Source organism: Cochlodiniinecator piscidefendens (assembly GCF_011326755.1).
GTDB classification, from domain to species: Bacteria; Pseudomonadota; Alphaproteobacteria; order Rhodobacterales; family Rhodobacteraceae; genus Cochlodiniinecator; species Cochlodiniinecator piscidefendens.
Genome location: NZ_JAAOIE010000004.1, coordinates 143,708 through 167,797 on the forward strand (window position 1 = coordinate 143,708; position 24,090 = coordinate 167,797).

The window sequence follows — 24,090 nt, forward strand, 5'->3', positions numbered from 1 at the left end:
CTAATTGAATCAATTCGATGATTCGCGAAATATCAAATCTGGTGCTCCTGTTGAAAACAAAACTTATCTCATCCGAAGTGGATTTCGACGCCATTGGCAAACACGCAGGCTACTTGTGCGTCCCGCATTCTGTGCATTGCTCGGCCTATGGTTGGATACCTGTGCCGGTCGTATCGATCAGAAATGCCAGCGGTCCGATGCTGGTGATCATGGCGGGAAATCACGGCGATGAATATGAGGGGCAGATTGCAGAGTCTAACCTTGCGCGTGAATTGGAGGCCCGAGATATTCGCGGGCGGTTGATCTTTTTACCAACTGTAAATGCACTAGCAGCGCAAACCGGTTTACGCACTTCGTCAGTTGATGATGGCAACCTCAACCGGCTGTTTCCCGGCAATGCAATGGGTAGCCCTAGCGAAATGATTGCCATTTTATCGAGGCCATCTTGATGCCGCTGGCTGACTATTCGACTGATCTACATTCTGGCAGGCGGTCTCATGTCCACTGACAACGAAACCCGTCCTTCAATGAGACTTGTATACAAGCGCTTTAAGTTCGTCTGCGAGCCGGGGTCAGTTGCAGGGCTTGCTGCGATTCTGAATCGTAAGATCGAAACCAAAGGGCTGCAACGTCGACAGAAGTCGCTTTGCTAATTTGTTGGGCGACAAAACATGACACTGAATAATTTCTGTAAGAAAACTGCAAAAGGCAAACTTATGACGGACGCTAATACACCCTCTGATGAAAAACTCGGCACTTTTGAACGCCTCCTGACCGTCTGGGTCGCCCTTGCGATGATTGGCGGGATTGCAATCGGTGCGTTCGCGCCGGATGTGGTCAATGCAGTGGCATCGGCGGAAATAGCGTCGATCAATTTGGTGGTCGCGGTCCTGATTTGGGCGATGGTCTATCCGATGATGGTTGGCGTGGACCTCGGAGCGGTTGCGGGTGTGGCCCGTCAACCCAAAGGGCTGTTGGTAACCTTAACGGTAAACTGGTTGATCAAGCCGTTCACGATGGCGTTTCTAGCTGTGTTGTTCTTTGATTACGTGTTTGCCCCGTTCATCGAACCGGAAGACGCTTCGCAATACATCGCTGGGCTTATCCTGCTCGGCGCAGCGCCCTGCACAGCGATGGTGTTCGTATGGTCACAACTGACACGAGGGGATGCTACCTATACGCTGGTGCAGGTCTCTGTGAACGACTTGATCATGATCGTGGCATTTGCGCCGATCGTTGCGTTCTTGTTAGGTGTAACTGACATTGTGGTGCCGTGGGAAACACTTGTTTTGGCGACCATTCTTTATGTGGTATTGCCTTTGGTCGCAGGGTTGATCACCCGCCGCGTTCTGGGGTCGGAACAAGCTATCGAAGCATTCACGGCTAAGGTGAAGCCATGGTCCATCATCGGTCTGATCGCGACAGTCGTGATCCTGTTTGGTTTGCAAGGCGAAGTGATCCTTAATCGACCCCTCGTGATCGCCCTAATTGCGGTGCCGATAATAATTCAAAGCTATGGAATTTTCGCCATCGCTTATGGTGCGGCCTATGCTCTGAAAGTTCCGCATCGTGTTGCGGCCCCATGTGCAATGATTGGTTCGTCAAACTTCTTTGAGCTCGCCGTCGCGGTGGCCATCAGCCTGTTCGGACTTCATTCTGGCGCGGCACTGGCGACGGTTGTTGGGGTGCTGGTTGAGGTGCCTGTAATGCTATCGTTGGTTGCCTTTGCCAACCGCACCCGCAATCGTTTTCCAGAGACTGCGTTATGATCATTATCTACCATAACCCCGAATGCGGTACTTCGCGCAATGTTGTGGATACTGTTCGCAAATCCGGTGACAGTTTTGACGTAGTGGAATACTTGACCGAGGGCTGGACTAGACATCAGCTAAACACATTGTTTGCGGCGGCGAACCTGACGCCGCGAATGGCGCTTCGCAAGACCAAGTCTCCGGCGTTGGAAATGGGGCTTCTGGAAGACGGGGTCAACGACGAGACAATCCTCAATACGATGCTGGAACATCCAGTTTTGGTGAACAGACCTATCGTTGTTTCGCCCAAGGGCGTACGGCTTTGCCGTCCTTCTGAGACCGTTCTAGAATTGTTGAATCAGTGGCCATCTGGTCCTTTGTACAAAGAAGACGGCGAGATGGTCCTGGACGATAAGGGGAAGCCAGCTAAATTGGACAGCTTCGATTTCGATAAGGAAATAGATCGGCGTGCGGTGCCTGCGCTAAAGGTCCATCCGATGGTGTTGGGTCACGATGGGACTGAGTTGTTCCCCGCCGGTGTTGCGGATATGGATTTTCCAGCGCCTCCCGCCGTGACGGAGGCTTTGGCAAACCGCGTCGCCCACGGCATTTTCGGCTATGAAGCAGTGCCGGATGGCCTGATATCCACCTTGGTCGCTTGGCAAAAAAACCGGCATGGTTGGACGGTTGATCCTGATCACATTTTGCGTGCACCCAATGTGTTGAACAGCCTGTCGATGGCGCTGAACCTGTTCACAGATGTCGGTGATGGCATCATCGTGCAACCCCCGGTGTTTTTTGATTTTGCAGACATTATTGCCGAGAATGGCCGTCGTATGGTGCGTAATCCGCTGATCCTGCGTGAAGGACGTTATGAGATGGATTTTGACGGGCTGGAGATCATCGCCGCTGATCCATCGGTTAAAATGATGTTCCTGTGTAATCCGCATAATCCTGTAGGGCGGGTCTGGGCCAAGTCGACTCTAGCGCAGATCGGAGAAATTTGCCGCGCCCATAACGTTCTGGTGGTGTCCGATGAAATCCATGGAGACATCACTTTTACCGGCCACCGATACACACCCTTTGCCTCAATTTCCGAAGCTGACGCGCTCAATTGTATCAGCTGCCTGTCGCCCGCCAAAGCATTCAACATCGCGGCGTGTTGTTCGTCGTTTACCGTAATAGCAGACCCCAAACGCCGTGACGCATTCAAGGCTGAAAACAGCCGCCTGACCGTGAACAAGAACAACGCCTTTGCCAGCGCGGCAATGGAGGCAGCATATGACAGAGGCGCGCCTTGGCTTGATGCCGCGACTGACTACATCGAAGGTAACCTTGCACTGGTGCGCGTGCGGTTGGACACTGTTCCCGAAGTAACCTTGATCGAGCCCGAGGGCACGTTTCTGCTGTGGCTGGACTTTCGAGAACTGGGGTTTGCACCCAAAGATTTGACCCAGTTTCTGCGCCGGAAAGCTGGGTGGGCGATCACCCGTGGTGCTGCCTTTGACGAAGGCGGCGCAGGGTTTGGGCGATTGAACATTGCCTGCACGCGTGCGCGGCTCGACGCAGCACTGAATGCCCTAATCAATGCAATTTCTGAACATCGAAAGATACGAACATGACCGATACACCGCACCTCAAAGATGCCCATCTTCGCACTATTGACGAAAACCGTCTGTTCGCTGCCGAGCAACCGACCCATCCCCCACGCATCTTGTTGCTGTATGGTTCATTGCGCAAGCGGTCCTTCAGCCGTCTGATGACCGAAGAAGCAGCGCGCGTGTTGACCCGAATGGGTGCTGAAACAAAAACCTTCAACCCAAGCGGGCTGCCATTACCCGATGATGAGGATGCTTCACATGCCAAAGTGCAGGAATTGCGCGATCTGGTCAGTTGGAGCGAAGGTATGGTTTGGTGTTCACCAGAGCGTCACGGGTCGATGACCGGTATTATGAAATCCCAAATCGACTGGATACCACTGTCGATGGGGGCCGTGCGCCCAACGCAAGGCAAGACGCTGGCCGTAATGCAGGTCAACGGTGGATCGCAGAGCTTCAACGCTGTTAATCAACTACGTATATTAGGTCGGTGGATGCGGCTGTTGACGATCCCGAACCAATCTTCTACCGCCAAGGCGTTTCTTGAGTTTGACGACTACGACCGGATGAAACCGTCGCCATATTATGATCGGATGGTGGACGTAATGGAAGAGCTGATGAAGTTCACGATGCTAACACGGGGACGGTCCGATTATCTGGTGGATCGTTATAGCGAGCGTAAAGAAACGGGTGAAGCTTTGATAGAGCGGGTCAATCTACAACGGGCCCAGACTTAGTTTGGCGCATTTGCATTCGTTGCTAAGCATCAAAAGCAACTATGGGTGTGCCCGCAGCGAAATGACGTTTTATCCTAAACCTGAGCAATGTGAGCGCAGGTGCTGCCAATAATTGGTTTCCAGCCGACGCGCCCAAATGCAAGGACCGCATTGGGCTGACTGCGGTCAATCATGGAGGTGAAAGCAGCTCCATTTCTCCTCTGTCGAGACACAAGGTGACGCTGCAACGCCGCAAGTCGGCTTAGAGCCCATTTTACCAGATGCTGCACAACCCACCAACGTCAGCTTTGCATCCGTTTCGCTGTCGCTTCTTCCCATCCTTTGAGCAGCGCCGCCCGCCGTCCCGGGTACTTCTGGCCCAGTACTTTCAGCTCTTCGACCCTTTCTGTCTTGAAGTGCCGATAGTCGTCTCTGGCCTCGCACCATCCCACTAAGTATCGCGTTCGATCCAAGAATGCGATCAATAGCGGCCAGACAATCCTGTCAGTCGTGCTGCCATCGCGGTCCGTATAAATGAGTTGCAATTTGTACCTTTCCCGAATGGCATGGCGCAGCAGGGCGCTATCGAAACGTTCGGACACCCTAGCGCGCGTCTGAATAGGCTTTGTGCTGCCGTCCAGTACTACCGGGCGCAGTTCCTTCGGGATGGCCAAAGAGAGCTTTGACACCAAATCCCGTGCGGCCCGGGCCAGCGAAGGATCGGCCTCAGATGCTACCCATGCGGCACCAAGGGCCGCCGCCTCTAACTCATCTGCTGTGAGCATCAGGGGCGGCATGTCATAACCATCGTCAAGCACGTATCCGATCCCCGCCTCGCCCGTAATGGGGATGCGCTGTGCATGAAGCTCGGCCATATCGCGGTAAAGAGTGCTAAGAGATATTTCCAATTCATCGGCAAGTTCCCGTCCTGTGATCGGCGACCGGGTAGACCGCAATATCTGGATAATCTGAAACAACCGTTCTGTGCGACGCATTTTTCTGCACTCCCCTCACACTACTGTCATAACGGTGAGAGCAGCACAGTTCTAGGACAGGATCAGAAATTGAAATGCGCCATAGCTGCGCAAACCTTACGGAGCCTGACAATGATCCATCATGAACGTAGTCTTACGATTGACGCAGCCCCTGACACGGTATGGGCGGTGCTTAGCCGTTACATGCATATTGACGAATTCGCGCCACAGATCACGTCTGTCGACGCACTGACAGACGGTGAAATTGGGGTGGGGTCCAAGCGGCGGAACAATTTTGCGAACAACACATCTTTGGTCGAAGAAGTGACCCATTGGCAGCCGGGCAAGGGGTATACAGTCAAGCTTTCTGAAATGGCGGCGATGCCTCTGAAAGAGGCCAGTTCCGAAATTCGCATCTCTCCAATTGGCGGGCAGTCAAAGGTGACGTGGACCTTCGATTATCGCGTCAAGTATGGCCCTTTGGGATGGCTGATGGGGCAATCAATGATGAAGATGATGATGGGCAAGATCATTGATAAAAACCTACAGGGTCTGTCGGACAAGGCGCTTGCTGGATGAGCCTGATTTGACCTCTAATAACAAAGCAGTCGTTCGTCTGCACAAGGCGAAGGGCTGTTTTGTCCGCACTGCTGCCCTCTGGCCAACAAAAATGTTGCACGATGTGTCGAACGGCTGCTTTGGCTGGGTATTGTCATTGGTCACAACATATTCGAGTTTCAGCACTGTAGACAAAACACCGTTCCGTTGGGGTCTCGCCAACGTCGGCTTTGCCCCGGTTAAGGAAAGCTGCCATATGCTCATGTATTGGTATGACAGTTTAATTTTAAGGAGCGGAAATGAAGGTTGTGACCCAACGCCTTGTGCTAGAGCCATTTGCACCGAAACATCTAAAAGGTCTGCATGCTTTGGATCGTGACCCAGATGTCATGCGATTTCTCGGCCCCTTAAAAACTTTGCAAGAAACAGAAGCGTCGATCACGCGGGTCTCCGAACGCTGGAAACAGCTCGGATATGCGTGGTGGGCTCTCGTTGAGAGGAAAAGCGACGCTATTATTGGCGCTGCATGTGTCCAGAATACGGCTAACGTACCCGGCGCACCGCTTGAAATTGGCTGGCGGTTGGCAACTGCCGCTCAGGGCAAAGGCTATGCAACAGAGGCAGGACAAGCTGCAATGGATTTCGCGTTTGAGAGTCTAGATGCAGAATATGTGATCGCTGTGGCCGATCAGAGAAATATCGCATCACACAAAGTCATGCAGCGGCTTGGTATGACGTACCGAGGAATAGAGACACACTACGACGAATATCTGACGACGTACGTACGCTACCGACACGCCTGAGGCAAAATAGGTTTAGCAGAAATGATAGCTTACTTTTGCTAGCTCCAGACGCAATGACCTCAAAAGAGGTATTCTCTACGTGTCGCTCGAAGGGCGTTTTCCGTTTATCTTTGCGGCTTAGGTGGACATTTCTTTCAGCAATTCATGATGGCGCGCGGTGAATTCGGTTCGCACTGCGACAGGGGGACGTAGGTCAATGGACAGGCCTTTGATCACGTCAGGTTTTGGACGGGGGAAAAGCTTGTCTGCTTCTGTTTCGGTAAAGCCTGCGATCTGAGTGGCCTCAAGCCAAGCAGAAACGATATCAGCCTTTTTGATTTGCTTTTTGATCATCGCGGGTGTCACGGCGGGCAGGCCAAAGCGAATGTGGATAGCAGCGGTAAGGCGATCGTCAAGTTCACCGTAGCCGGGGCCAACGGCGGCCTTTACCGGGGAAATCATGTCTCCGATCACGTATTCAGGGGCGTCGTGCAAAAGCGCGGCCAGCCGCCAGCGCACGGCGGCGCCGGGGTTCATACGGGTGAAAATGCGTTCGACCAGTAAGGAATGTTCGGCAACTGAATAGGGAAAATCACCAAAGGTCTGCCCGTTCCAACGCGCAACAAAAGCGAGGCCGTGCGCGATGTCTTCGATTTCGATGTCCATGGGGGTTGGGTCCAGCAGATCAAGCCGCCGGCCAGAGAGCATTCTTTGCCATGCACGGGGTTGCGTGCGGGGGGCCTTTGGGGGCATGTTTTTGCCTTTTGTTTCCTATTCGTTCGCATGTTTAGCGCGCACCATCCGACCCTGTAAAGCGCGAATTACACGGGAATGTGTGGCGGAGTTGATAGGTCAATGCCGGGTCAGACCCCATATTTATTAGGAAACACGAATGAGAAAGGAAACGTCATGTTTAAACGTGTTATCGGTGCTGCGCTGATCTTTGGCGCGGCTGCACTCGCCCCACCTGCAACGGCGCAAAACGCGCGGACCTACTGTGCGCCGCGTGATACAATTGTGCAGACCCTTATGGGTCGGTATGCGGAAACGCTGTATGCGGGTGGATTGCAAAGTCAGAGCAATTTACTAGAGGTCTGGAGCTCTCCTGAAAGTGGGAGTTTCACGATTTTAATGACCCGGCCCAATGGGATCAGTTGCGTTATGGCCTCTGGTGAACATTGGCATTTTGAAACACAACGCCCTGCCGGTGAAGTGTCGGGATGATTTATCCACATCCTACGTTGCCCCGGACGCCTGTGAATGGTATCTGCGCCCAAGAATATATGGGTAAGGAGCCAGATCAATGGCAACGGATTACATCGTTAAAGACATCTCTTTGGCCGAATATGGCCGCAAAGAACTGGATATTGCTGAAACCGAAATGCCGGGCCTTATGGCTTTGCGCACGGAATATGGCGATAGCAAACCGCTAAAAGGGTCACGCATTGTTGGCTCTTTGCATATGACCATTCAGACGGCTGTTCTGATTGAAACGCTGGTTGCGCTGGGTGCAGACGTGCGTTGGGCATCTTGCAACATCTTTTCAACCCAAGACCACGCAGCCGCAGCGATTGCAGCAGGTGGTACACCGGTTTTCGCAATCAAAGGTCAATCGCTCGAAGAGCATTGGGATTACTTGGATAAATCCTTTATGTTCCCTGAAGGCCCGAACTTGATTTTGGACGATGGCGGCGATGCGACGCTTTATATCCTTTTGGGTGCGCGTGTTGAGAACGGCGAAACTGGCCTGATCGAAACACCGACATCTGAAGAAGAAGTTGCAGTGTTTGCGCAGATCAAAAAGCGTATGGAAGCCAGCCCGGGTTGGTTCACCAAAATGCGCGCACAGATCCAAGGTGTTTCAGAAGAAACCACAACAGGCGTGCACCGTCTGTATGAATTGGTGAAAAACGGCCAGCTGCCGTTCCCTGCGATCAACGTGAATGATTCTGTCACCAAGTCGAAATTCGACAACAAATACGGCTGTAAAGAATCGCTTGTTGATGGCATCCGTCGTGCGACTGACACCATGATGGCCGGTAAAGTTGCGGTTGTGTGTGGGTATGGCGACGTTGGCAAAGGTTCTGCTGCATCTTTGGCCGGTGCAGGTGCCCGCGTGAAAGTCACCGAAATCGACCCAATCTGTGCGCTTCAGGCAGCTATGGACGGTTTTGAGGTTGTGACCTTGGAAGATGCTGTTTCAACGGCTGACCTGTTTGTCACCACCACCGGCAACAAAGATGTTATTCGTATCGAGCATATGCGCGAAATGAAGGACATGGCGATTGTTGGTAACATTGGTCACTTTGACAATGAAATTCAGGTCGCAAGCCTGAAAAACCACAAATGGACCAACATCAAAGACCAGGTTGATATGATCGAAATGCCATCCGGCAGCCGTATCATTCTGTTGTCTGAAGGACGTTTGTTGAACCTCGGTAACGCAACAGGTCACCCATCATTTGTGATGTCTGCCTCCTTTACCAACCAAGTTTTGGCGCAGATCGAACTGTGGACCAAAGGCGACGAGTACAACAACGACGTTTACATCCTACCTAAGCATTTGGATGAAAAAGTTGCGCGTCTGCATTTGGATCGTATCGGTGTGAAATTGTCTACGCTCAGCACAGAACAAGCGAGCTATATCGGTGTGACACCCGAAGGCCCGTTCAAGCCTGAGCACTACCGTTACTAATTTGATCTAAAAAGAAAATAACGGGCCGCCCCACTGTTCACTCACACTCGCGGCCCGTTTTTAGTAGCAACATACTAACACGCTACATCTACATTAATGCGGCAAACACACTCAAAACACGCCGCTTAAACCTTAAAATTACTTGGTTGGAATTCTTAATACTTGGCCCGGATAGATTTTATCCGGATGAGACAACATTGGTTTGTTGGCTTCAAAAATCTCGTGGTAGCGGTTTGCATTCCCGAGGGTTTTCTTAGCTACGGCTGACAATGTGTCGCCTTTTTCCACAGTGTGGAAATTTGGTTCGTCTTTGATGTCGGATTCAACCGAAGCAACACCTGCAACGTTCCCAACCGCCAAGATTACCTTTTCCTGTGCTTCAGCACTAAGGCCTTTGCCAGAAATTTTTACCTGATCGCCTTCAACAGAGATGTCTACACCTTCTGCCTCGAGTCCGAGATCGGTAATTTCTTGTTTCAGGGCCTCTTCGTTTGGGGTGTCATCACCGCCGAACAAAGATTTCCCTGTGTCTTTCATAAAGCTCCAAAGGCCCATAGAATTTTCCTACTGTGTGTTTCCTGCATTAACTATGAAAAAACGTAGCGTAAAAAGTTAGGGGGAAATTCTGTGATATGTTTTCCTTTGTGAAATCTAAATTTGCGCTTAGGCTTCGCGCAATGGGGAAACCCGAACCTTTGAATGGGAGATTTTTAAAGATGGGCAAGAGAGACGACCTGATCGCAAAATATGCGGACGATCTAAAAAACAAATGCGGCATGGATGCTGATATGGACCTGCTGACCAAGGTTACTATCGGATGTGGCCCCGCGATTTATAATGCTGATGCGTCCACTGTGGCAGGGTCTGACCCATCTGAGCTGGAAACAGTGAAAAACAACTTCTTGATCAAAAAACTGGGCCTGTCCGATGGCGCAGAGTTGGATTCAGCGATCGAAAAAGCGATCGCAACCTATGGTCAATCTGAGCGCAACAAATACCGCGCGGTGGTTTATTATATGCTGACCAAACGTTTCGGCAAAGAAGCTGTGTACGGCTAAACTTTGCGGTAACGTATCTATGTTATCTGAGGCGCCCATCATTTTGGTGGGCGTTTTTTGTTAAGAAATGGTTTCGGTAACATATTGAATTTGATGGTTAATAGATTTGCTGAAAAGCATTCTGTGAGCTAATCTAAATATACGGCCAGGACGGCCCCTCAGATTACTTCGAACACGTGTGGTGCAAAGAGCACGTGGGGTGGGGGAGGGTTCCGTGGGGTCGGAGCCCTCCTTTTTTATCAAAACAGCGTTAGCACGAGACCCATGATGGCGCAGCCAATGGTGGCATAACCGCCGTCGATCAGCATCAGTTTTAACGGCCGCCCGGCAAAGCCGTAATTCGTCACGATCCACGGGGTCGCAATAAACAAACCAAGGCCCAAGCCGGATGTCAGGCCTTTGGCGACTTCATCAATCCCCGCCAGATTAAAGATGTGGCGCATCATGCCTGCAACCACCACCGTGGCGACAAAGGAAATGATAAAGGGCGCGGGGGATTTGTTTTTCATGTCTTCTTCAGACACACCCGCGGCGGCCATCCAAGGTTTGGCAAGCCGCATGTACCAGATAGACCCAAAGGCATAAGCCGCAATGGCCGACACGAAAACTGCGATAAGTTGCATGTTATTTCCCCTCTGTGTAGCCGCCCATTTCGCACAGGATTTTCCATTCGGCGTCTGAAACCGGCTGTACGGATAGGCGAGAGTTATTGACCAACACCATGTCTGTTAGGCGCGGGTCTGTTTTGCACATCTCTAGTGTGATGGGGGTGGCAAAGGATCCAAGGGCGCGAATATCAACGCATTCCCATCTGTGATCGTTGGTTTTGCTGTCTTGGTGCGCTTCTGCGCAGACCTCAACAACGCCTACAATCGCCTTTTCCTTTAGCGAATGGTAGAAAAAACCTTTGTCTCCCAGTTTCATGGCGCGCATGTTATTGCGCGCCTGATAGTTGCGTACACCGTCCCATTCTTCACCTACATCGCCTTTGGCGACCTGCTGATCCCAGCCCCAGGTGTTGGGTTCGGATTTAAATAACCAATAGGCCATTAGCCGATAACCTTTTTCCACTCCTGCAAGGTTACGGTGTCAAAAAGTCCGGCTTTTGCATAGGGGTCATTTTCAGCCCAAGCGTTCGCGGCAGCCATATCTGCAACGTCCAGGACTAAAAGTGACCCGCACATGCCGCCGTTTTCATCCAAAAACGGACCCGCCATTTCAACAACACCTGTGTCTGCGATATAAGCAAGATGGGCGTCGCGGTTGGCTTTGCGGATTTCAAGGGCGCCGGATTTATCTTTGGCAATAAGAGCAATGCGCATTGTTATTCCTTTTTCAATGGGCGTGAAAGAAGCGCGGTTATTGCGGCTTCTACTGTGAGGTTTTGATCAAGTAGTGCGGCGATCGTTGTCGCGATGGGCAGGTCGATGTTTTGAGTTTTCGCCAAGTTTGAGACCGCTTTTGAGGTTGCAGCACCTTCGACGGTAACGGCGGCGTCAAAGGTTTTACCCTGTCCCAGAGACACACCAAAGCGGTAGTTGCGTGACTGTTCAGATGTGCAAGTCAAAGCGAGATCCCCGAACCCTGATAGGCCCGATAGTGTTTCGGAGCGCGCCCCAAGCGCAGCAGCAAGGCGCTGCATTTCGGCATATCCGCGGGTCATAACCGCAGCGCGCGCGCTTTCGCCAAGGCCCGCGCCGATTGCGATACCGCAGGCGATAGCGACGACGTTTTTCAATGCGCCTCCAAGTTCCGCGCCGGTGGTGTCGGTGGTGCGATACAGCCGTAGGTTTGAGGTCGAAAGTTGCTGTTGCAATTCGTCGGTATCCGTTGCGCAAGCCAAAGTCAGCGCGGTGGGTAGTCCGCGTGCGATATCCGCAGCAAAGCTTGGCCCGGTTAAAATTGCAGCAGTTGCATTGGGGACGGTCTGAGAGATCAGCGCCGTAGGTCCGCGTAGGTTTTTTAGATCAATCCCCTTACAGCAAGCGACAAGTGTTTTGTGTGAAAAACAGTCTGAATTCGTCTCTAAAACGCTATTTAGAGACTGCATTGGCACCGCGAGCAGCAGCGTGTCAGCGCGCGTTGCTGTGGCAAAGTCACTGGTCACAGTAAGGCTATCTGGAAGGGGTACACCGGGTAGGCGTGCGCCGTTTTTACGCGAGGTCTGCATCGCCTCTGCGCCTTTGCGGGCCCATAGCGTGACAGGTTGTCCGTCGCGAGAAAGGGAAATCGCCAATGCTGTGCCGAATGCGCCTGCGCCGATGATTGAAATGCTCATGCCTTGGCCCCTTTTTTGCCGGATCCCAACATAGATGGGCTGGATTGATCAAGTGGCCAACGCGGCCGAGCGGCAAGCGTCATATCGGAGCGATCCCCAGCACGAAACCGTTCCATTCCGGCCCAAGCGATCATGGCTGCGTTGTCGGTGCAAAGGGCGAGTGGGGGCGCAGTGAAGGCTGTGCCGTTTTCCAGTGAAACCGTTTCTAACACAGCGCGAATTTGGGTGTTTGCCGCAACGCCACCTGCCACAGCAAGCGTGGGTTCAACCGGGTTGAGCGCGAGATAATCGACCAATGCACGACGTGTCTTTTCGGCCAGTACATCGCTGACAGCGCGTTGGAACCCGGCGCATAGATCGTCGCGATCTTGTTCTGTCAGCCCACCTTTTTCGGCAATCACGCTATCGCGTGCGCGCAAGACTGCGGTTTTTAAACCTGAAAATGACATATCACATCCGGGCCGATCCAGCAGCGGGCGCGGCAGACGGAACCGTTTTTCATCACCGTTTTGGGCGTGTCGTTCAACAATCGGTCCGCCGGGTTGCCCGAGTCCGAGAATTTTGGCGGTTTTGTCAAAGGCCTCACCGGGGGCATCGTCGATGGTGCCGCCAAGACGAGTGAAGTGATCAGACCCATGGACGATCAAAAATTGGCAGTGACCACCAGAAACCAACAGCATGAGGTAGGGAAAGCTGAGTTGATCAGTCAGACGCGGTGTCAATGCATGGCCCGCCAAATGATTGACGCCAACCATTGGCACGCCTGATCCGGCTGACAGCCCCTTTGCGCACATAACGCCTGACAACACACCACCGATTAGGCCCGGGCCTGCGGTCACGGCGATCCCATCTAATGACTTCAGCGCGATGCCGGTTTCGGCCAGCACCTGTTCAACACAAATATCCAGTCGTTCCGCATGGGCGCGAGCTGCGATTTCGGGTACGACGCCACCAAAATCTGCATGAAGCGCGGTCTGGCCCATGACGACTGAACTGAGAATTTCGGGGGCCGCGCCGGGTGTGTGACGTACGATGGCGGCGGCCGTATCATCGCAGCTGCTTTCGATACCGAGAAAAGTAAGTGTATTTGTCATGGTCACGCCAGTTGCATCATCGTTCCTACGCAGGTAACACCGTTAGCATATACAGACAATCCCGGGGCTATTTTGCACTCTGATCGCTACAACATTTTATTAACACGCCCGCAACTTCAAGCTGAGCGATTTGCGAAGATATTGCGCAATAGGTTTGGTGTTGAGCTGCCGATCATTCAAAGCCCGGTGATGCGGATTGAAGATAACATCTTTGAATTGCGCCGGGGCATGTTTGAGGCTCTGATCTTTACCTCGGAAAATGCAGTGAATGCAGCAGCAGCCCAAGAGCACCTGCGTGGGCTTCCTGCCTACTGCGTTGGTGCGCAAACTGCCAAAACTGCAGCGGAGGCCGGGTTTGATACTCGAACAGGTCGCGGTAATGCCGAAGATTTGATTGGTTTTATTCAGGCGTCTGATCCGCGTGGATTATTGCTGCATGTGCGTGGAGAACACACCCGCGGGGATGTAACGCAAGGGTTGGAGCGCGTCGGTGTGCGGGCCCGCGAAGTGATCGCATACCGTCAGATCCCCGTCGCGATGAATGAAGCAGCGAAAGACGCATTGATGGGTGAAAACCTTGTGATTCTTCCCCTTTTCTCCCCTCGTAGTGCCGAGCTATTTTTAAAAGAAGCGGTGGAAATCCGCGCACCTTTGTCGATCGTAGCGATGAGCGAAGCGGTCGAAACGGTCGTTTCAGGCTCTATAAAGGCGCAAATCGTGGTGGCAAAGCGTCCAGACGCGGACAGTATAGTAGAAGCAATGGCAGGACTGTTGGACGCAGTTTGATCGCTTGAGCACAAGGCGCGGCCTATATAGGCTGAGGTGAACATCCGCGCCAAACCCAGTAGCAAAGGATTAAGTTTCAGTGGCAAGCTCTAAACTTTCAACCGAAGATGAACCCCTTAAGGATGAGGCTGACCAGCCTGTTGAAGATGCCGAAGAGGTGGTTGAGGAAGTTGCTGAACCTGTCGAAGAAGACATCGCTGCGGACACGGATGAGGAAAGGTCAGAAGAGTTAGAAAAACCTGCACAAGATCCTGCCGCAGAAACGCCAGAGCCAGTTACCGAGGCTGAGGAAAAACAATCGGTGTTTTTCCCTGCGTTGATGGGTGGATTATTGGCCGCCGGTGTTGGGTTCGGCGTGGCGAGCTATGTCGGTTTCGGCCCGGGTGCGCAAAACGCGGAATTGATTGCGGCGCAAGCGGATCGGATTGCCGCGCTTGAGGACTCCGTTTCAACGTATGGGACAACACTGTCGTCCGCGATTGAGCAATCGACCACGGACCAGAACCGCCAAGATGGTGCGTTGTCAGATGTGAATGATGCTTTGACCGGATTGGTTGCGCGATTAGATGCGATTGAGGCAAGCGCGCTGGAAGGCGACGGAATTTCTGAGGCAACACTGGGCGCATTGCGCGATGATATTGCCGCGGTGAATACCGCTTTGTCAGGGCAGGCTGGCCAGATCGAGGCGATTATCGCTGCAAATTCTGCCGAAGCCACACAAACTGCGGATGCTTTGGCTGCGCAAGCGGCTTTGTCGCAAATTCGTGCGGCGTTGGCTGGGGGTGGTAACTTTGCCAGTTCTGTTGATGAATTGGATCGACTGAACATCACTGTTCCCGACAGTTTACGCGCCTCCGTTGATGGCGTCGCAACCCAAGCAGGCTTGGCCGAAGGGTTTTCTGCACCTGCGCGCGCCGCGCTGGACATGGCGCTTCAGCAATCGGCTGACGATGGGACAGCGTCACGCGTCACTGTGTTTTTGCGGCGGCAGACTGGGCTTAGATCTTTGACGCCATCTGAAGGAAATGATCCAGATGCCGTTCTTTCACGTGCTGAGGCCGCTCTGGTTGAGGGCGATTATGCGAATACCGTTCAGGAAATCGCGCTGTTACCTGAAACAGCGCAGAACGCTTTTGCGGATTGGCTCACTGAATTACATACACGCACTGCCGCGCTTCAGGGGGTAGAAATCCTGTCGCAGACGCTTTCCGGCAACTAAGGAATTACAAATATGCTTTGGTCTCTTCTTAAAATTCTGATCTTTGTTGCGATTGTCGGTGCCTTGGCCTTTGGTGCGAGTCTGCTGATGGACGCCGGGTCTGGTATGTTGATTTCTGTGCCGGGCTGGTTCGAACTTACCCTCGGTCCGCTTCAGGGAATGATCCTGATTTTTGTACTATTTGCTGCGGTTTGGTTGGTGATCAAACTGGCGGGGTTGCTGGTGGCAGTGTTGCGGTTCCTGAAAGGGGATGAAACGGCGCTGTCGCGGTATTTTGATCGCAACCGGGAACGCAAAGGATATGAGGCCATTGCAGATGGTCTGTTGGCGTTGGCCTCTGGCGAGGGCAAACAGGCCATGGCCAAAGCGGCCCGTGCAGAGCGGTATTTACAACGTCCTGAGTTGACCAACCTTTTGAATGCCCAAGCGGCTGAAATTGTTGGCGACAAGCGAAAGGCTGAACAAGTTTACAAAGCATTGCTAACGGATGAACGGACCCGTTTTGTTGGTGTGCGCGGTTTGATGAAGCAAAAGCTTGAAGCTGGCGATACAGATATGGCGTTGCAATTGGCGAAAAAGGCCTTTGCGCTAAAACCGAAACACGAAGAAACCCAAGATACGCTATTGCGGTTGCAGGCCGAAGACGAAGACTGGACAGGCGCACGCGAAACGCTGGCAGCAAAGTTGCGCCACGGATCATTACCCCGCGATGTACATAAACGCCGGGATGCTGTTTTGGCGCTCTCTCAGGCGTCGGATGTGGTGGCCGACGGCAAGGACATTGAGGCCCGCGAAGTCGCAATTGAAGCAAATAGACTTTCGCCTGATTTGATCCCAGCTGCGGTCATGGCAGCGCGCGGATATATAGCCCAAGGCAAACCGAAATACGCAATGCGTCTGGTCAAAAAGACTTGGGGTGTAACGCCACATCCTGATTTGGCAGCAGTTTTTGCGGAAATTGTGCCTGACGAAACAGCAGAAGCCCGGATCAAACGGTTTGGCGCATTGGTTAAACTACAACCAGACCACGCAGAAACCAAAATGTTGATGGCCGAACTCAATATCGCAGCTGAAGACTTCCCAGCTGCGCGTACTGCGCTGGGCGATTTGTATGAAAGCGAACCTACGGCCCGTTCGTTGACCATCATGGCGGCAATTGAGCGTGGTACAGGTGCCGATGATGCAATTGTGCGCGGTTGGTTGACCAAGGCTCTGACGGCATCGCGTGGCAAACAGTGGGTTTGCGACAATTGCAACACGGTTCATTCGGAGTGGGCTCCTGTTTGTAATCGTTGTACGAGTTTTGATACGCTCTCTTGGCGCGACAGCCCCGCCGGCGAAGTTTCAATGCCAGCCTCTACGGAAATGTTGCCACTGATTGTCGGTGCAATCGAAGACAAGAGTTCAGATGTTGCTGTGATAGAGGAAGCAGCGACATTGGAAGACGCGAAACTGACTAAGGAACAGACCTAGTCGGTCGATAATTATGATGATTGATAGCTGTTACTTATGCGCCCTATAAAGGCGCATAAGTGTGGCATTTAATGTCTGAGAAAGCCGAAGTTAGGCGTATTTCTTGCGTGGGCAACCGAGCCCATTTCGAGTTCATGAGAAGCTTTGATTTGGGTGCGGTCAGCTCAGGTGTTTTGCAAGAGCTTTGGAGAGCTCCACCTTCGAAACGGGTTTGGCTAAAAAGCCATCCATACCTGCGTTTAGGCAACTTTCAATATCTTCTTTGAATGCGCTGGCGCTAAGACCCAAGATAGGCGTGTTAGCAGTCGATTCTGGACCACTTCGGATGCGCCTGGTCGTTTCGAGCCCGTCGATTCCTGGCATGTTCACATCCATGAGAATGAGGTCAAATTGCTGGTCCTGAAGTGTTGTCAGCGCATCGGTTCCGCTTTCGACTGCAGTGGCTTTGTGTTTCATCGATGATAGAATAACCTGTGCAATTTTAAGGTTAGTTTTGCTGTCATCTACGACGAGTATACTTGCAGATTTAGTGTCTTGAGGCTGTTTGCGGCGATCCTCTCCGGCTGCAATCGGTTGAGTATTCTTTCTTCTTTCAGGTGCTTTGAACGTGAGCGAAAAGTAAAATTTGCTGCCTTTCCCTTCTTGGCTTTCAATTTGCAGAGTACCGCCCATTGCGCCAACCAAGAGGTTGCAAATTGAGAGGCCAAGCCCACTCCCTTGATATTTTCGATTGCTTCTATTGTCGACTTGCGTAAAGCGGTCAAATACTTGGCTTTGATCCTGTTCAGCAATGCCAATGCCGGTATCGGTAACCTCAAAAAGCAAAGTTTGCTTATCTGTGTCAGTGTTTCGGCACGATACGTTTATTGTTATCCCACCGGTTTCGGTGAATTTAATTGCATTGCCGACGAGGTTGATCAAGACCTGACGGAGTCGGTCACTATCCCCAATTAAATAATCCCGACAGTCGGTTGATACATTCGCGTTGAGAAATAGATCGGCATTTTGCGCGGAAATCTGGAACATATTCGCTACGTTGTTAACCAAGCTCGCTACAGAAAATTCTTCGCTTCTGATTACAAACTTTCCCTCGTCCAATTTGGTGATATCGAGAATATCATCGATGATGGATTTCAGCGCCTTGCCGGATTCTCTGATTGTACCAGCCAAATCGGCTTGCTCAGCGGTGAGATCATCCTCAAGCAATAGTTCGGCGATGGGGATAACCCCATTGAGAGGCGTTCTTATCTCATGACTCATAGTGGCCAAGAACCGTGATTTGGCTTCCGCAGCTCGATGTGCCTCGTCTCGGGAAACGATCAGGGCCTGTTCGTTTTCTTTGATCGTCGACCGCATGGTACTAAAGCTATTGGTTAAAATGCCAATTTCATCCCGGCCACCTGAAGGAAGAAGGCCCTGATAGTTACCTTGAGCCATTTGTTCTGCGGCGGTTGCCAGCAGGGCTACCTTTCTGACGACCCACCGTTCTAGCGCTAAGCCCATAACCACCAAAGCACCAAGGAAAAAGATCGCGATCAAGAATGTCAGATCACGAACTTGACGTCGAATCTGATCGAGGTCACTGGAAATATCAACGCTTGCTGACAATACTGCCAACTCGGTCCCATCAAACATGATTGCTTTTTGGGCACTAATTGTATCGGGGCCTTCCGCAACCTGGGGGGCGGACAAGGGATACAGTTGCCGACCGTCAACATCTGTTAATGTCAAAACGACCCAGGTTTCATGCTCTTGCTGCATACTGCCAAGGGTTTCGAATATGGCTCCAAACTGATTTTGAAGTAAAAACGGCACCAGTGCATCAGACAGAATGCTGACTTCGGTTTCTAGGCTCCGGATTTGGGCGTCCGACATTACATCTGTAACGCGCGGTTCCCAAATTAAAGATAGCCCCAGAACGCATATGACCATCATGCTGGCCATCAATGAGATAAAGCGCGTGCGTATTTTCAAGTGATGTCCAGTCGCGTATAATGGCGCTGTTTTTGCGTTCTGCAAAATACTATTCCCTGTTATTCGACGGAGAATTCATCAAGGGACATATTTCTAAGAACGTCGTAGTCCGCAAGCGTTGCTGTTGTTGCTTCACGAATAGGAATCTGTTCCAGCATCTCACGCCCGTAACCTGTTCTCCACAAATCTAGAAAGGCTTGTGCTACCTTTTCGCGTGCTTCGTCTGAGACACGAGGATGTGCGGTAACTGGATGTGGGGGAACGCGTGAAGTTTCATACAGCACCCGAAGTTGCTCAGAAATATCAATAGGTTGCGATCTGAATGTTCCCATGACGCCGCCAGCTGCGGCCGCTTGCCCAAGAATAACATTTAGATAGGCCGACCCATGTGTTGACACGTAAATGGGATCAAATTCTACACCATGCTGGTTTGTGAGATCCGCGCGGATCATCAAAGACGCACCGAGGGCATTCGGAGCAGGAAACGCGATTGTTTGATCTTCTAGTTCCTCTACGGTTCTATATGGGCTGTCATCACGGACCACGACGATACCGTACAACTGTCGCCCGCCGTCTCGTATGATAGGCTGGTATCCCTGCGCCTCAGCCGCGCGAATGGCATGATAAGGGTTCATGTAGGCAAAATCATATTCACCATCAAGGAACGCGGTTTCAAACTCAGGAATGCGTGGCGCGCCAACAATTTCGAAATCATACCCGGTTCGAGTTTCGATTTCTCGAATGATTGGTTCCCAAATACGCGCGAGTTTCCGCGCCTCAAACTGTGGGACAATACCGAAGGTATAGGTTTCGGCATGCGCAAATGTGGTGGCAAACCCCAACGTGGCGGCCACAGCTAAAACTCGGCTGACAAAAAACTGGAGGCAACTCTTGATCATTTGACTTTCCCTCATGGTTAAACGGGTGCGAATAGAATCTTCCCCTTAACTTGGCGGCAAGCCGTTAATTTTTTGATAGCAGGAAAAGGTGAGAGGGTTTTCGTGACGTAAAGCTGAGCCAGAAAAAACAAATATTTAAGGCTTTTTTCACCATCGTTAACGAAGCGTAAATTTTTATGAAGTTGAGTTGGAGTTTCAACGCACAACCTTAAACCACATTTGCGGTAAGGTTAATTTTCTCAAAGGAAGCCCTGTTGATGCCCTATTTTATGATCGGAACTCAGAGGTCTGGTTCGAATTTATTGCGGATCATGATCAATCAATCCCCTGAATTGGTTGCGCCGCATCCTCCCCATATTTTAGAAAGGTTAGGGCCACTTTTGCCCGAATATGGCAATTTGGAAAATCCGCATGCCTTTGCTCAATTGGTTGATGATGTTTGTACGCTTGTTGATACCAACCCAGTAAGTTGGCATCTGGGCACCATTGATCGGGAAAAACTGGCCGCAAAATGCTCAGAGAGATCGCTTGTAGCGATTAACTTTGAAATCCATAATTTGCTTGCCGCGCAAAATGGCGCACGCAGCTGGGTCTGTAAATCACTGGCGAATGTGCATTACGCTGATGAAATTGACCGATTTGGTGGAGAACAGGCAAAATTCATCCATTTGCATAGGGATGGACGCGATGTCGCGCTGTCTTTCCGCAAAGCGATTGTAGGTGAAAAAACGGCGTTCCACATTGCAAAACAATGGAGAGATGAACAAGAAAAGGCGCTTGCCTTGGCGGCGAAACTGCCTGCAAACCGCGTTATTTCGGTGTCCTATTCTAACCTCGTCACCGACCCACGAAATGAATTAACAAAGCTTTGCGATTTCATGGATGTTCCGTTCCAAGAAGAAATGCTGGAATTCCAAAAATCGAGGGAAGCGACAGATACCTCCAAAGCTGGCAAGATGTGGTCAAATGTTCAAAAACCCATCATGTCTGAAAACGTCAAAAAGTTCATGGGAGAAATGAACCGCAAAGACATCGCGATCTTCGAGGCAGTCGCCGGTGAAACATTGACCAAATTAGGTTATCCTTTGGTCAGCGGATTTGACGAAGAAAACGCACGTTTGAAAAAATATGCGCTTGAACAGGCTGACCCCGCTGATCTGGAAAAACGTAAAGCTCAAGCTGGCGCGATGAATGAGATCAAAACTCGATTAATGAGCAGGCAAAGCAATGTCGCATGAAGATACCCTAGCGCAGGCAGAAGGCCTGTCGCTCTGGCGATTGTTTCTGGTCTTTTTTAAGATCGGATGCATATCGTGGGGCGGGTATATGGCGTTAATTTCGGTTGTAAGATCGGAAATTGTCGACCGCCATAAGTTTCTAGACGACACCGAACTTATGGACGGTGTCGCGCTGGCGATGTTGTTGCCAGGCCCGGTTGCGGTGAATGTCGTGGCCTATGTGGGGAACAAAATGCGCGGTACCATTGGGGCCGCCATTTGCGCGTTTGCAGTTATTTTGCCCTCGTTTTTCTTTATGCTGGGGTTCGCCGTTCTTTATTTTACCTGGGGCGAATTGGTTATCGCGGACAAAGCGTTAGCCGGGGTTCTGCCAGCGGTAGCGGCGATTATTCTGAATGCAGCTTTGAAAATGCGTGGCAAGGCATTGCGCGGCCCACTGGATTGGGCTGTTGCTATTGCGGCGGCGACGTTGCTTTTGACAGTTGGTGGCATTTTGATGGTGGTTCTTATCATCGTTGGCGCGGCTACCATTGGAATGATGCGGGGATCACCTGAAGCTGAAGGCACTCAGTCGAATGAAAGTGTAAGTCACGCGACGCCGAAGTTTGGGACTGGAACTGCAATTTCGATTGCTTTTCTTGCGCTCTGTCTTGGGCTTTTCCTTGTGCTGCCGCAGTTAGATATCTCGTCGGTTCTGTTACAATTGTTTTCAGTATTTTCTGGGATGAGCCTTCTGCTGTTTGGTGGCGGTTACATTTTCATTCCGATGATCCAAGAGGCGGTTGTTCATGCGCAGGCGTGGCTCACAACCGATGAATTTGCGGCGAGTATCGCATTGGGGCAGGTGACGCCGGGTCCTATCCTGATCAGTGCGACGTTTATCGGGTATAAGGTCGCAGGAATTGCTGGAGCGGTGCTGGCGACTGTTGCCATCTTTTTACCGCCTGCGGTGTTGATCATCGTGTTTTCCAACCAATTGGAACGCATTAGTCATATGGCATATTTTAAGGCGGCCCAAGCGGGTATTCGTCCGGCGATATGTGGAATGATTGTTTCTGCTGCGGTTGGTCTGTTGTTGGCGATCAATTTTGGTGATGACATGTGGCGTAACATGATCCCAGTCGCGATCTTCTTGGCGTCGCTGTTTACGCTTATTCAGCTTAAGAAGGACGAAGTTTGGGTCATTGTTGGCGCGGCGATCTTGGGCATGTTGTTATTCTAGGCCCGTGTCACAGAAATTAAATTGCGGGGCGCTCTGAGGTTTCTGAGCGCCCCGCAATGTTTTTAGGCGTTGGTCTGTGCGTCGTCCGAATTACTTTTATCGTCGGTTGATGCCTGTTCGACAGCCGGGGTTGTCGGAACATCCAAAACATCATTCGCAACAGAGGCGACGCCGTTTTCAAGGCTTATACCGAGTTCTTTGCCGAGCGCCTGCATTGCGGGCATTTGCAGAGCCATGCCCAAGACGGAATCAAGCGCCTGATTAACCGGTGTGCCACCTGAAGTCCCAGCCGTACCCCCACCGTCGCGACCCATACCGGTAACTTGGTGGATCTTGATTGAGTCGATCTTCTCAGCGGGTTTAACCATTTCTGAGATGATAGAAGGCATGGCTTCTAGGCTTGCCAAACGTATCTTCATCGCGATGATTTCTTCGCTCAGTTCGTTTTCTGAGTTGGCAATCGCAGTTTGGCCTTCGGCCGTCGCGAGCATGTCAGCCTTTTTCGCAGCGGCGCGCACAGTGATTGCATTTGCATCTGCTTGGGCTTCTTCCAGTTTTGCAGCTGCGCGGTCACTTGCGGCCTCTTTCTCGGCTGCAGCAGCGAGGCGAATGGCCGTCGCTTGGCGCTCCGCTTCTTTTTGAGCCTCAATAAGGGCAATCTGCTTTTGGCGTTCTGCTTCGGCCACGGCACGGGCTGTTTCAATAGCCTCTGAGGCCTTCTTCGCTTCGGCGCGGGCGTTATCCGCTGAAGCGCGCGCTTGGCTTTCTTCTTCGGATTTACGGGCCACGATGATTTGACGTTCTTGATCAGCCACTTCGAGTTCGCGTTCTTTGGCGATTTCGGCCTCGCGAATTGTGCGTTCGCGTTCAATTTCCGCTGCACGAACCGCCCGTTCGCGTTCAATGCGGGCCTGTTCTTTGGCCTGATCTGACGCCTCTTGATTGCGGGCAATCTCGGCCTCTTGGCTGGCTTGAAGTGTTTGAATTTCACGGATTTGTTCGATCGACGCTGCTTGTTTTTCGCGCTCGATCTGATACTTCAGCTTTTCAGCTTCCATTTCTGAACGGGCAACGGATACATCAGCCTCGGCGGTGATTTCTGCACGTTCTTTACGTGATGTTGCGATAACAGCTGCCAATTTCTGCATACCCACCGCGTTAAAGGCGTTGTTTTCATCCAGAGTTTCAAAAGGCGTCTGATCAAGCGCGGTAAGCGATACGGCTTCGAGTTCTAGACCATTTTTCAATAGGTCTTCTGAAATGGCATTCTGGACCTCTTGGACAAAGCTTGCGCGGTTTTCATGCAATTCATCCATCGACATTTGTGCGGCAACCGCACGTAGGCCATCGACCAGCTTGCCCTCGATCATTTCGCGTAGTTGATCGACGTGGAAGGTCCGGTCACCCAGTGTTTGCGCAGCACGTGAAATGCCGTCATCGGTTGCATTCACGGAGACATAAAATTCAACGCCAACATCGACTCGCATCCGGTCTTTGGTGATCAACGACTGTTCGTTTACGCGGGCCACTTCCAACCGCAGGGTCTTCATGTTGACCATAGAAATTTCATGAAGGAACGGGACAACAATTGTACCCCCATCCATGATGACTTTGCGGCCGCCAGAGCCGGTTTTAACGAGGCTGGTTTCACGGGTCGCGCGTTTGTAAAGGCGCGCCATGATGAGGCTAATAAAAAGAAGCAGACCAACAATAATGAAGGCATAGACAATGATAGGTGTAATGATCATTTGATACTCCGATAATGTACTAATATT

Annotated in this window: 25 protein-coding genes; 14 read left to right on the top strand and 11 right to left on the bottom strand. The window is 51.6% G+C overall.

Annotated elements, in window-relative coordinates:
- Positions 1-50 precede the first annotated feature (50 nt).
- The 4 genes from G9C99_RS12215 to arsH all read left to right on the top strand — a co-directional run bounded on the left by G9C99_RS12215 (position 51) and on the right by arsH (position 4,086).
- Positions 51-449, top strand: a complete 399-nt coding sequence (locus G9C99_RS12215) for a M14 family metallopeptidase (RefSeq protein WP_231704058.1) — start codon at positions 51-53, stop codon at positions 447-449.
- A gap of 267 nt (positions 450-716) precedes the next feature.
- The gene (gene arsB / locus G9C99_RS12220; protein WP_166418004.1) at positions 717-1,769 is read left to right on the top strand and encodes an ACR3 family arsenite efflux transporter; all 1,053 of its coding nucleotides are present in this window, start codon (positions 717-719) and stop codon (positions 1,767-1,769) included.
- Positions 1,766-3,373: a PatB family C-S lyase gene (locus G9C99_RS12225; RefSeq protein ID WP_205859854.1), complete on the top strand. Its 1,608-nt coding sequence runs from the start codon at positions 1,766-1,768 to the stop codon at positions 3,371-3,373. The genes arsB and G9C99_RS12225 overlap by 4 nt, the downstream gene beginning before the upstream one ends.
- Positions 3,370-4,086: an arsenical resistance protein ArsH gene (arsH, locus tag G9C99_RS12230; RefSeq protein WP_166417794.1), complete on the top strand. Its 717-nt coding sequence runs from the start codon at positions 3,370-3,372 to the stop codon at positions 4,084-4,086. Before G9C99_RS12225 ends, arsH begins: the two co-directional genes overlap by 4 nt.
- A 281-nt stretch (positions 4,087-4,367) precedes the next feature.
- Here the strand turns inward: arsH and G9C99_RS12235 are convergent, their stop codons facing one another.
- Complete coding sequence (locus tag G9C99_RS12235) at positions 4,368-5,060, bottom strand: helix-turn-helix transcriptional regulator (RefSeq protein ID WP_166417795.1); 693 nt, start codon at positions 5,058-5,060, stop codon at positions 4,368-4,370.
- A gap of 111 nt (positions 5,061-5,171) precedes the next feature.
- On the opposite strand from G9C99_RS12235, the gene G9C99_RS12240 reads away from it, so the two are divergent.
- Complete coding sequence (locus tag G9C99_RS12240; RefSeq protein ID WP_166417796.1) at positions 5,172-5,618, top strand: SRPBCC family protein; 447 nt, start codon at positions 5,172-5,174, stop codon at positions 5,616-5,618.
- Between the two features lie 278 nt (positions 5,619-5,896).
- Complete coding sequence (locus G9C99_RS12245) at positions 5,897-6,400, top strand: GNAT family N-acetyltransferase (RefSeq protein ID WP_166417797.1); 504 nt, start codon at positions 5,897-5,899, stop codon at positions 6,398-6,400.
- 117 nt (positions 6,401-6,517) lie between these two features.
- On the opposite strand, the gene G9C99_RS12250 is transcribed toward G9C99_RS12245, so the two are convergent.
- A complete protein-coding gene (locus tag G9C99_RS12250) occupies positions 6,518-7,132 on the bottom strand; it encodes an HD domain-containing protein (RefSeq protein ID WP_166417798.1) in 615 nt (204 codons plus the stop codon).
- Between the two features lie 156 nt (positions 7,133-7,288).
- Between G9C99_RS12250 and G9C99_RS12255 the strand changes: the two genes are divergently transcribed.
- Both G9C99_RS12255 and ahcY read left to right on the top strand, forming a co-directional pair.
- Positions 7,289-7,603 (top strand): hypothetical protein, encoded by a 315-nt coding sequence (locus G9C99_RS12255; protein WP_166417799.1) that lies wholly within the window; start codon positions 7,289-7,291, stop codon positions 7,601-7,603.
- Positions 7,604-7,682: 79 nt separating this feature from the next.
- Complete coding sequence (gene ahcY / locus G9C99_RS12260; protein ID WP_166417800.1) at positions 7,683-9,074, top strand: adenosylhomocysteinase; 1,392 nt, start codon at positions 7,683-7,685, stop codon at positions 9,072-9,074.
- Between the two features lie 138 nt (positions 9,075-9,212).
- On the opposite strand, the gene lysM is transcribed toward ahcY, so the two are convergent.
- Positions 9,213-9,629 (bottom strand): peptidoglycan-binding protein LysM, encoded by a 417-nt coding sequence (lysM, locus tag G9C99_RS12265; RefSeq protein ID WP_166417801.1) that lies wholly within the window; start codon positions 9,627-9,629, stop codon positions 9,213-9,215.
- Positions 9,630-9,790: 161 nt separating this feature from the next.
- Between lysM and G9C99_RS12270 the strand changes: the two genes are divergently transcribed.
- Positions 9,791-10,132 carry a DUF2853 family protein gene (locus G9C99_RS12270; protein WP_166417802.1) on the top strand — a complete coding sequence of 114 codons (342 nt, stop codon included), beginning with the start codon at positions 9,791-9,793 and terminating at the stop codon, positions 10,130-10,132.
- 239 nt (positions 10,133-10,371) lie between these two features.
- On the opposite strand, the gene G9C99_RS12275 is transcribed toward G9C99_RS12270, so the two are convergent.
- Genes G9C99_RS12275 through tsaD form a run of 5 tightly spaced genes read right to left on the bottom strand, consistent with a single transcriptional unit; the run spans position 10,372 to position 13,504 of the window.
- Positions 10,372-10,755 (bottom strand): DUF1761 domain-containing protein, encoded by a 384-nt coding sequence (locus tag G9C99_RS12275; protein WP_166417803.1) that lies wholly within the window; start codon positions 10,753-10,755, stop codon positions 10,372-10,374.
- 1 nt (position 10,756) lies between these two features.
- Positions 10,757-11,182, bottom strand: coding sequence for an EVE domain-containing protein (locus G9C99_RS12280; RefSeq protein ID WP_166417804.1), 426 nt, complete (start codon positions 11,180-11,182; stop codon positions 10,757-10,759).
- Positions 11,182-11,454, bottom strand: a complete 273-nt coding sequence (locus G9C99_RS12285) for a YciI family protein (protein ID WP_166417805.1) — start codon at positions 11,452-11,454, stop codon at positions 11,182-11,184. Before G9C99_RS12285 ends, G9C99_RS12280 begins: the two co-directional genes overlap by 1 nt.
- Before the next feature lie 2 nt (positions 11,455-11,456).
- A complete protein-coding gene (locus G9C99_RS12290) occupies positions 11,457-12,410 on the bottom strand; it encodes an NAD(P)H-dependent glycerol-3-phosphate dehydrogenase (protein WP_166417806.1) in 954 nt (317 codons plus the stop codon).
- Positions 12,407-13,504 carry a tRNA (adenosine(37)-N6)-threonylcarbamoyltransferase complex transferase subunit TsaD gene (tsaD, locus tag G9C99_RS12295; RefSeq protein WP_166417807.1) on the bottom strand — a complete coding sequence of 366 codons (1,098 nt, stop codon included), beginning with the start codon at positions 13,502-13,504 and terminating at the stop codon, positions 12,407-12,409. Before tsaD ends, G9C99_RS12290 begins: the two co-directional genes overlap by 4 nt.
- Positions 13,505-13,645: 141 nt before the next feature.
- On the opposite strand from tsaD, the gene G9C99_RS12300 reads away from it, so the two are divergent.
- The 3 genes from G9C99_RS12300 (at position 13,646) to G9C99_RS12310 (ending at position 16,982) form a co-directional block, all read left to right on the top strand.
- Positions 13,646-14,290 carry a uroporphyrinogen-III synthase gene (locus G9C99_RS12300; protein WP_205859855.1) on the top strand — a complete coding sequence of 215 codons (645 nt, stop codon included), beginning with the start codon at positions 13,646-13,648 and terminating at the stop codon, positions 14,288-14,290.
- A 79-nt stretch (positions 14,291-14,369) separates the two neighbouring features.
- Positions 14,370-15,509 (top strand): COG4223 family protein, encoded by a 1,140-nt coding sequence (locus tag G9C99_RS12305; protein ID WP_166417809.1) that lies wholly within the window; start codon positions 14,370-14,372, stop codon positions 15,507-15,509.
- Positions 15,510-15,521: 12 nt separating this feature from the next.
- Complete coding sequence (locus tag G9C99_RS12310; protein ID WP_166417810.1) at positions 15,522-16,982, top strand: heme biosynthesis protein HemY; 1,461 nt, start codon at positions 15,522-15,524, stop codon at positions 16,980-16,982.
- A 159-nt stretch (positions 16,983-17,141) separates the two neighbouring features.
- On the opposite strand, the gene G9C99_RS12315 is transcribed toward G9C99_RS12310, so the two are convergent.
- Together G9C99_RS12315 and G9C99_RS12320 are read right to left on the bottom strand one after the other, a co-directional pair.
- Positions 17,142-18,956 (bottom strand): ATP-binding protein, encoded by a 1,815-nt coding sequence (locus G9C99_RS12315; RefSeq protein ID WP_166417811.1) that lies wholly within the window; start codon positions 18,954-18,956, stop codon positions 17,142-17,144.
- Between the two features lie 59 nt (positions 18,957-19,015).
- The gene (locus G9C99_RS12320) at positions 19,016-19,855 is read right to left on the bottom strand and encodes a phosphate/phosphite/phosphonate ABC transporter substrate-binding protein (protein WP_166417812.1); all 840 of its coding nucleotides are present in this window, start codon (positions 19,853-19,855) and stop codon (positions 19,016-19,018) included.
- A gap of 257 nt (positions 19,856-20,112) precedes the next feature.
- Between G9C99_RS12320 and G9C99_RS12325 the strand changes: the two genes are divergently transcribed.
- Both G9C99_RS12325 and chrA read left to right on the top strand, forming a co-directional pair.
- Entirely contained in the window at positions 20,113-21,093 is a 981-nt protein-coding gene (locus G9C99_RS12325; RefSeq protein WP_166417813.1) for a sulfotransferase family protein, read from the top strand.
- Positions 21,083-22,315, top strand: coding sequence for a chromate efflux transporter (gene chrA / locus G9C99_RS12330; RefSeq protein ID WP_166417814.1), 1,233 nt, complete (start codon positions 21,083-21,085; stop codon positions 22,313-22,315). The genes G9C99_RS12325 and chrA overlap by 11 nt, the downstream gene beginning before the upstream one ends.
- 62 nt (positions 22,316-22,377) lie before the next feature.
- Here the strand turns inward: chrA and G9C99_RS12335 are convergent, their stop codons facing one another.
- Complete coding sequence (locus G9C99_RS12335; protein WP_166417815.1) at positions 22,378-24,063, bottom strand: flotillin family protein; 1,686 nt, start codon at positions 24,061-24,063, stop codon at positions 22,378-22,380.
- Between the last annotated feature and the right edge of the window lie 27 nt (positions 24,064-24,090).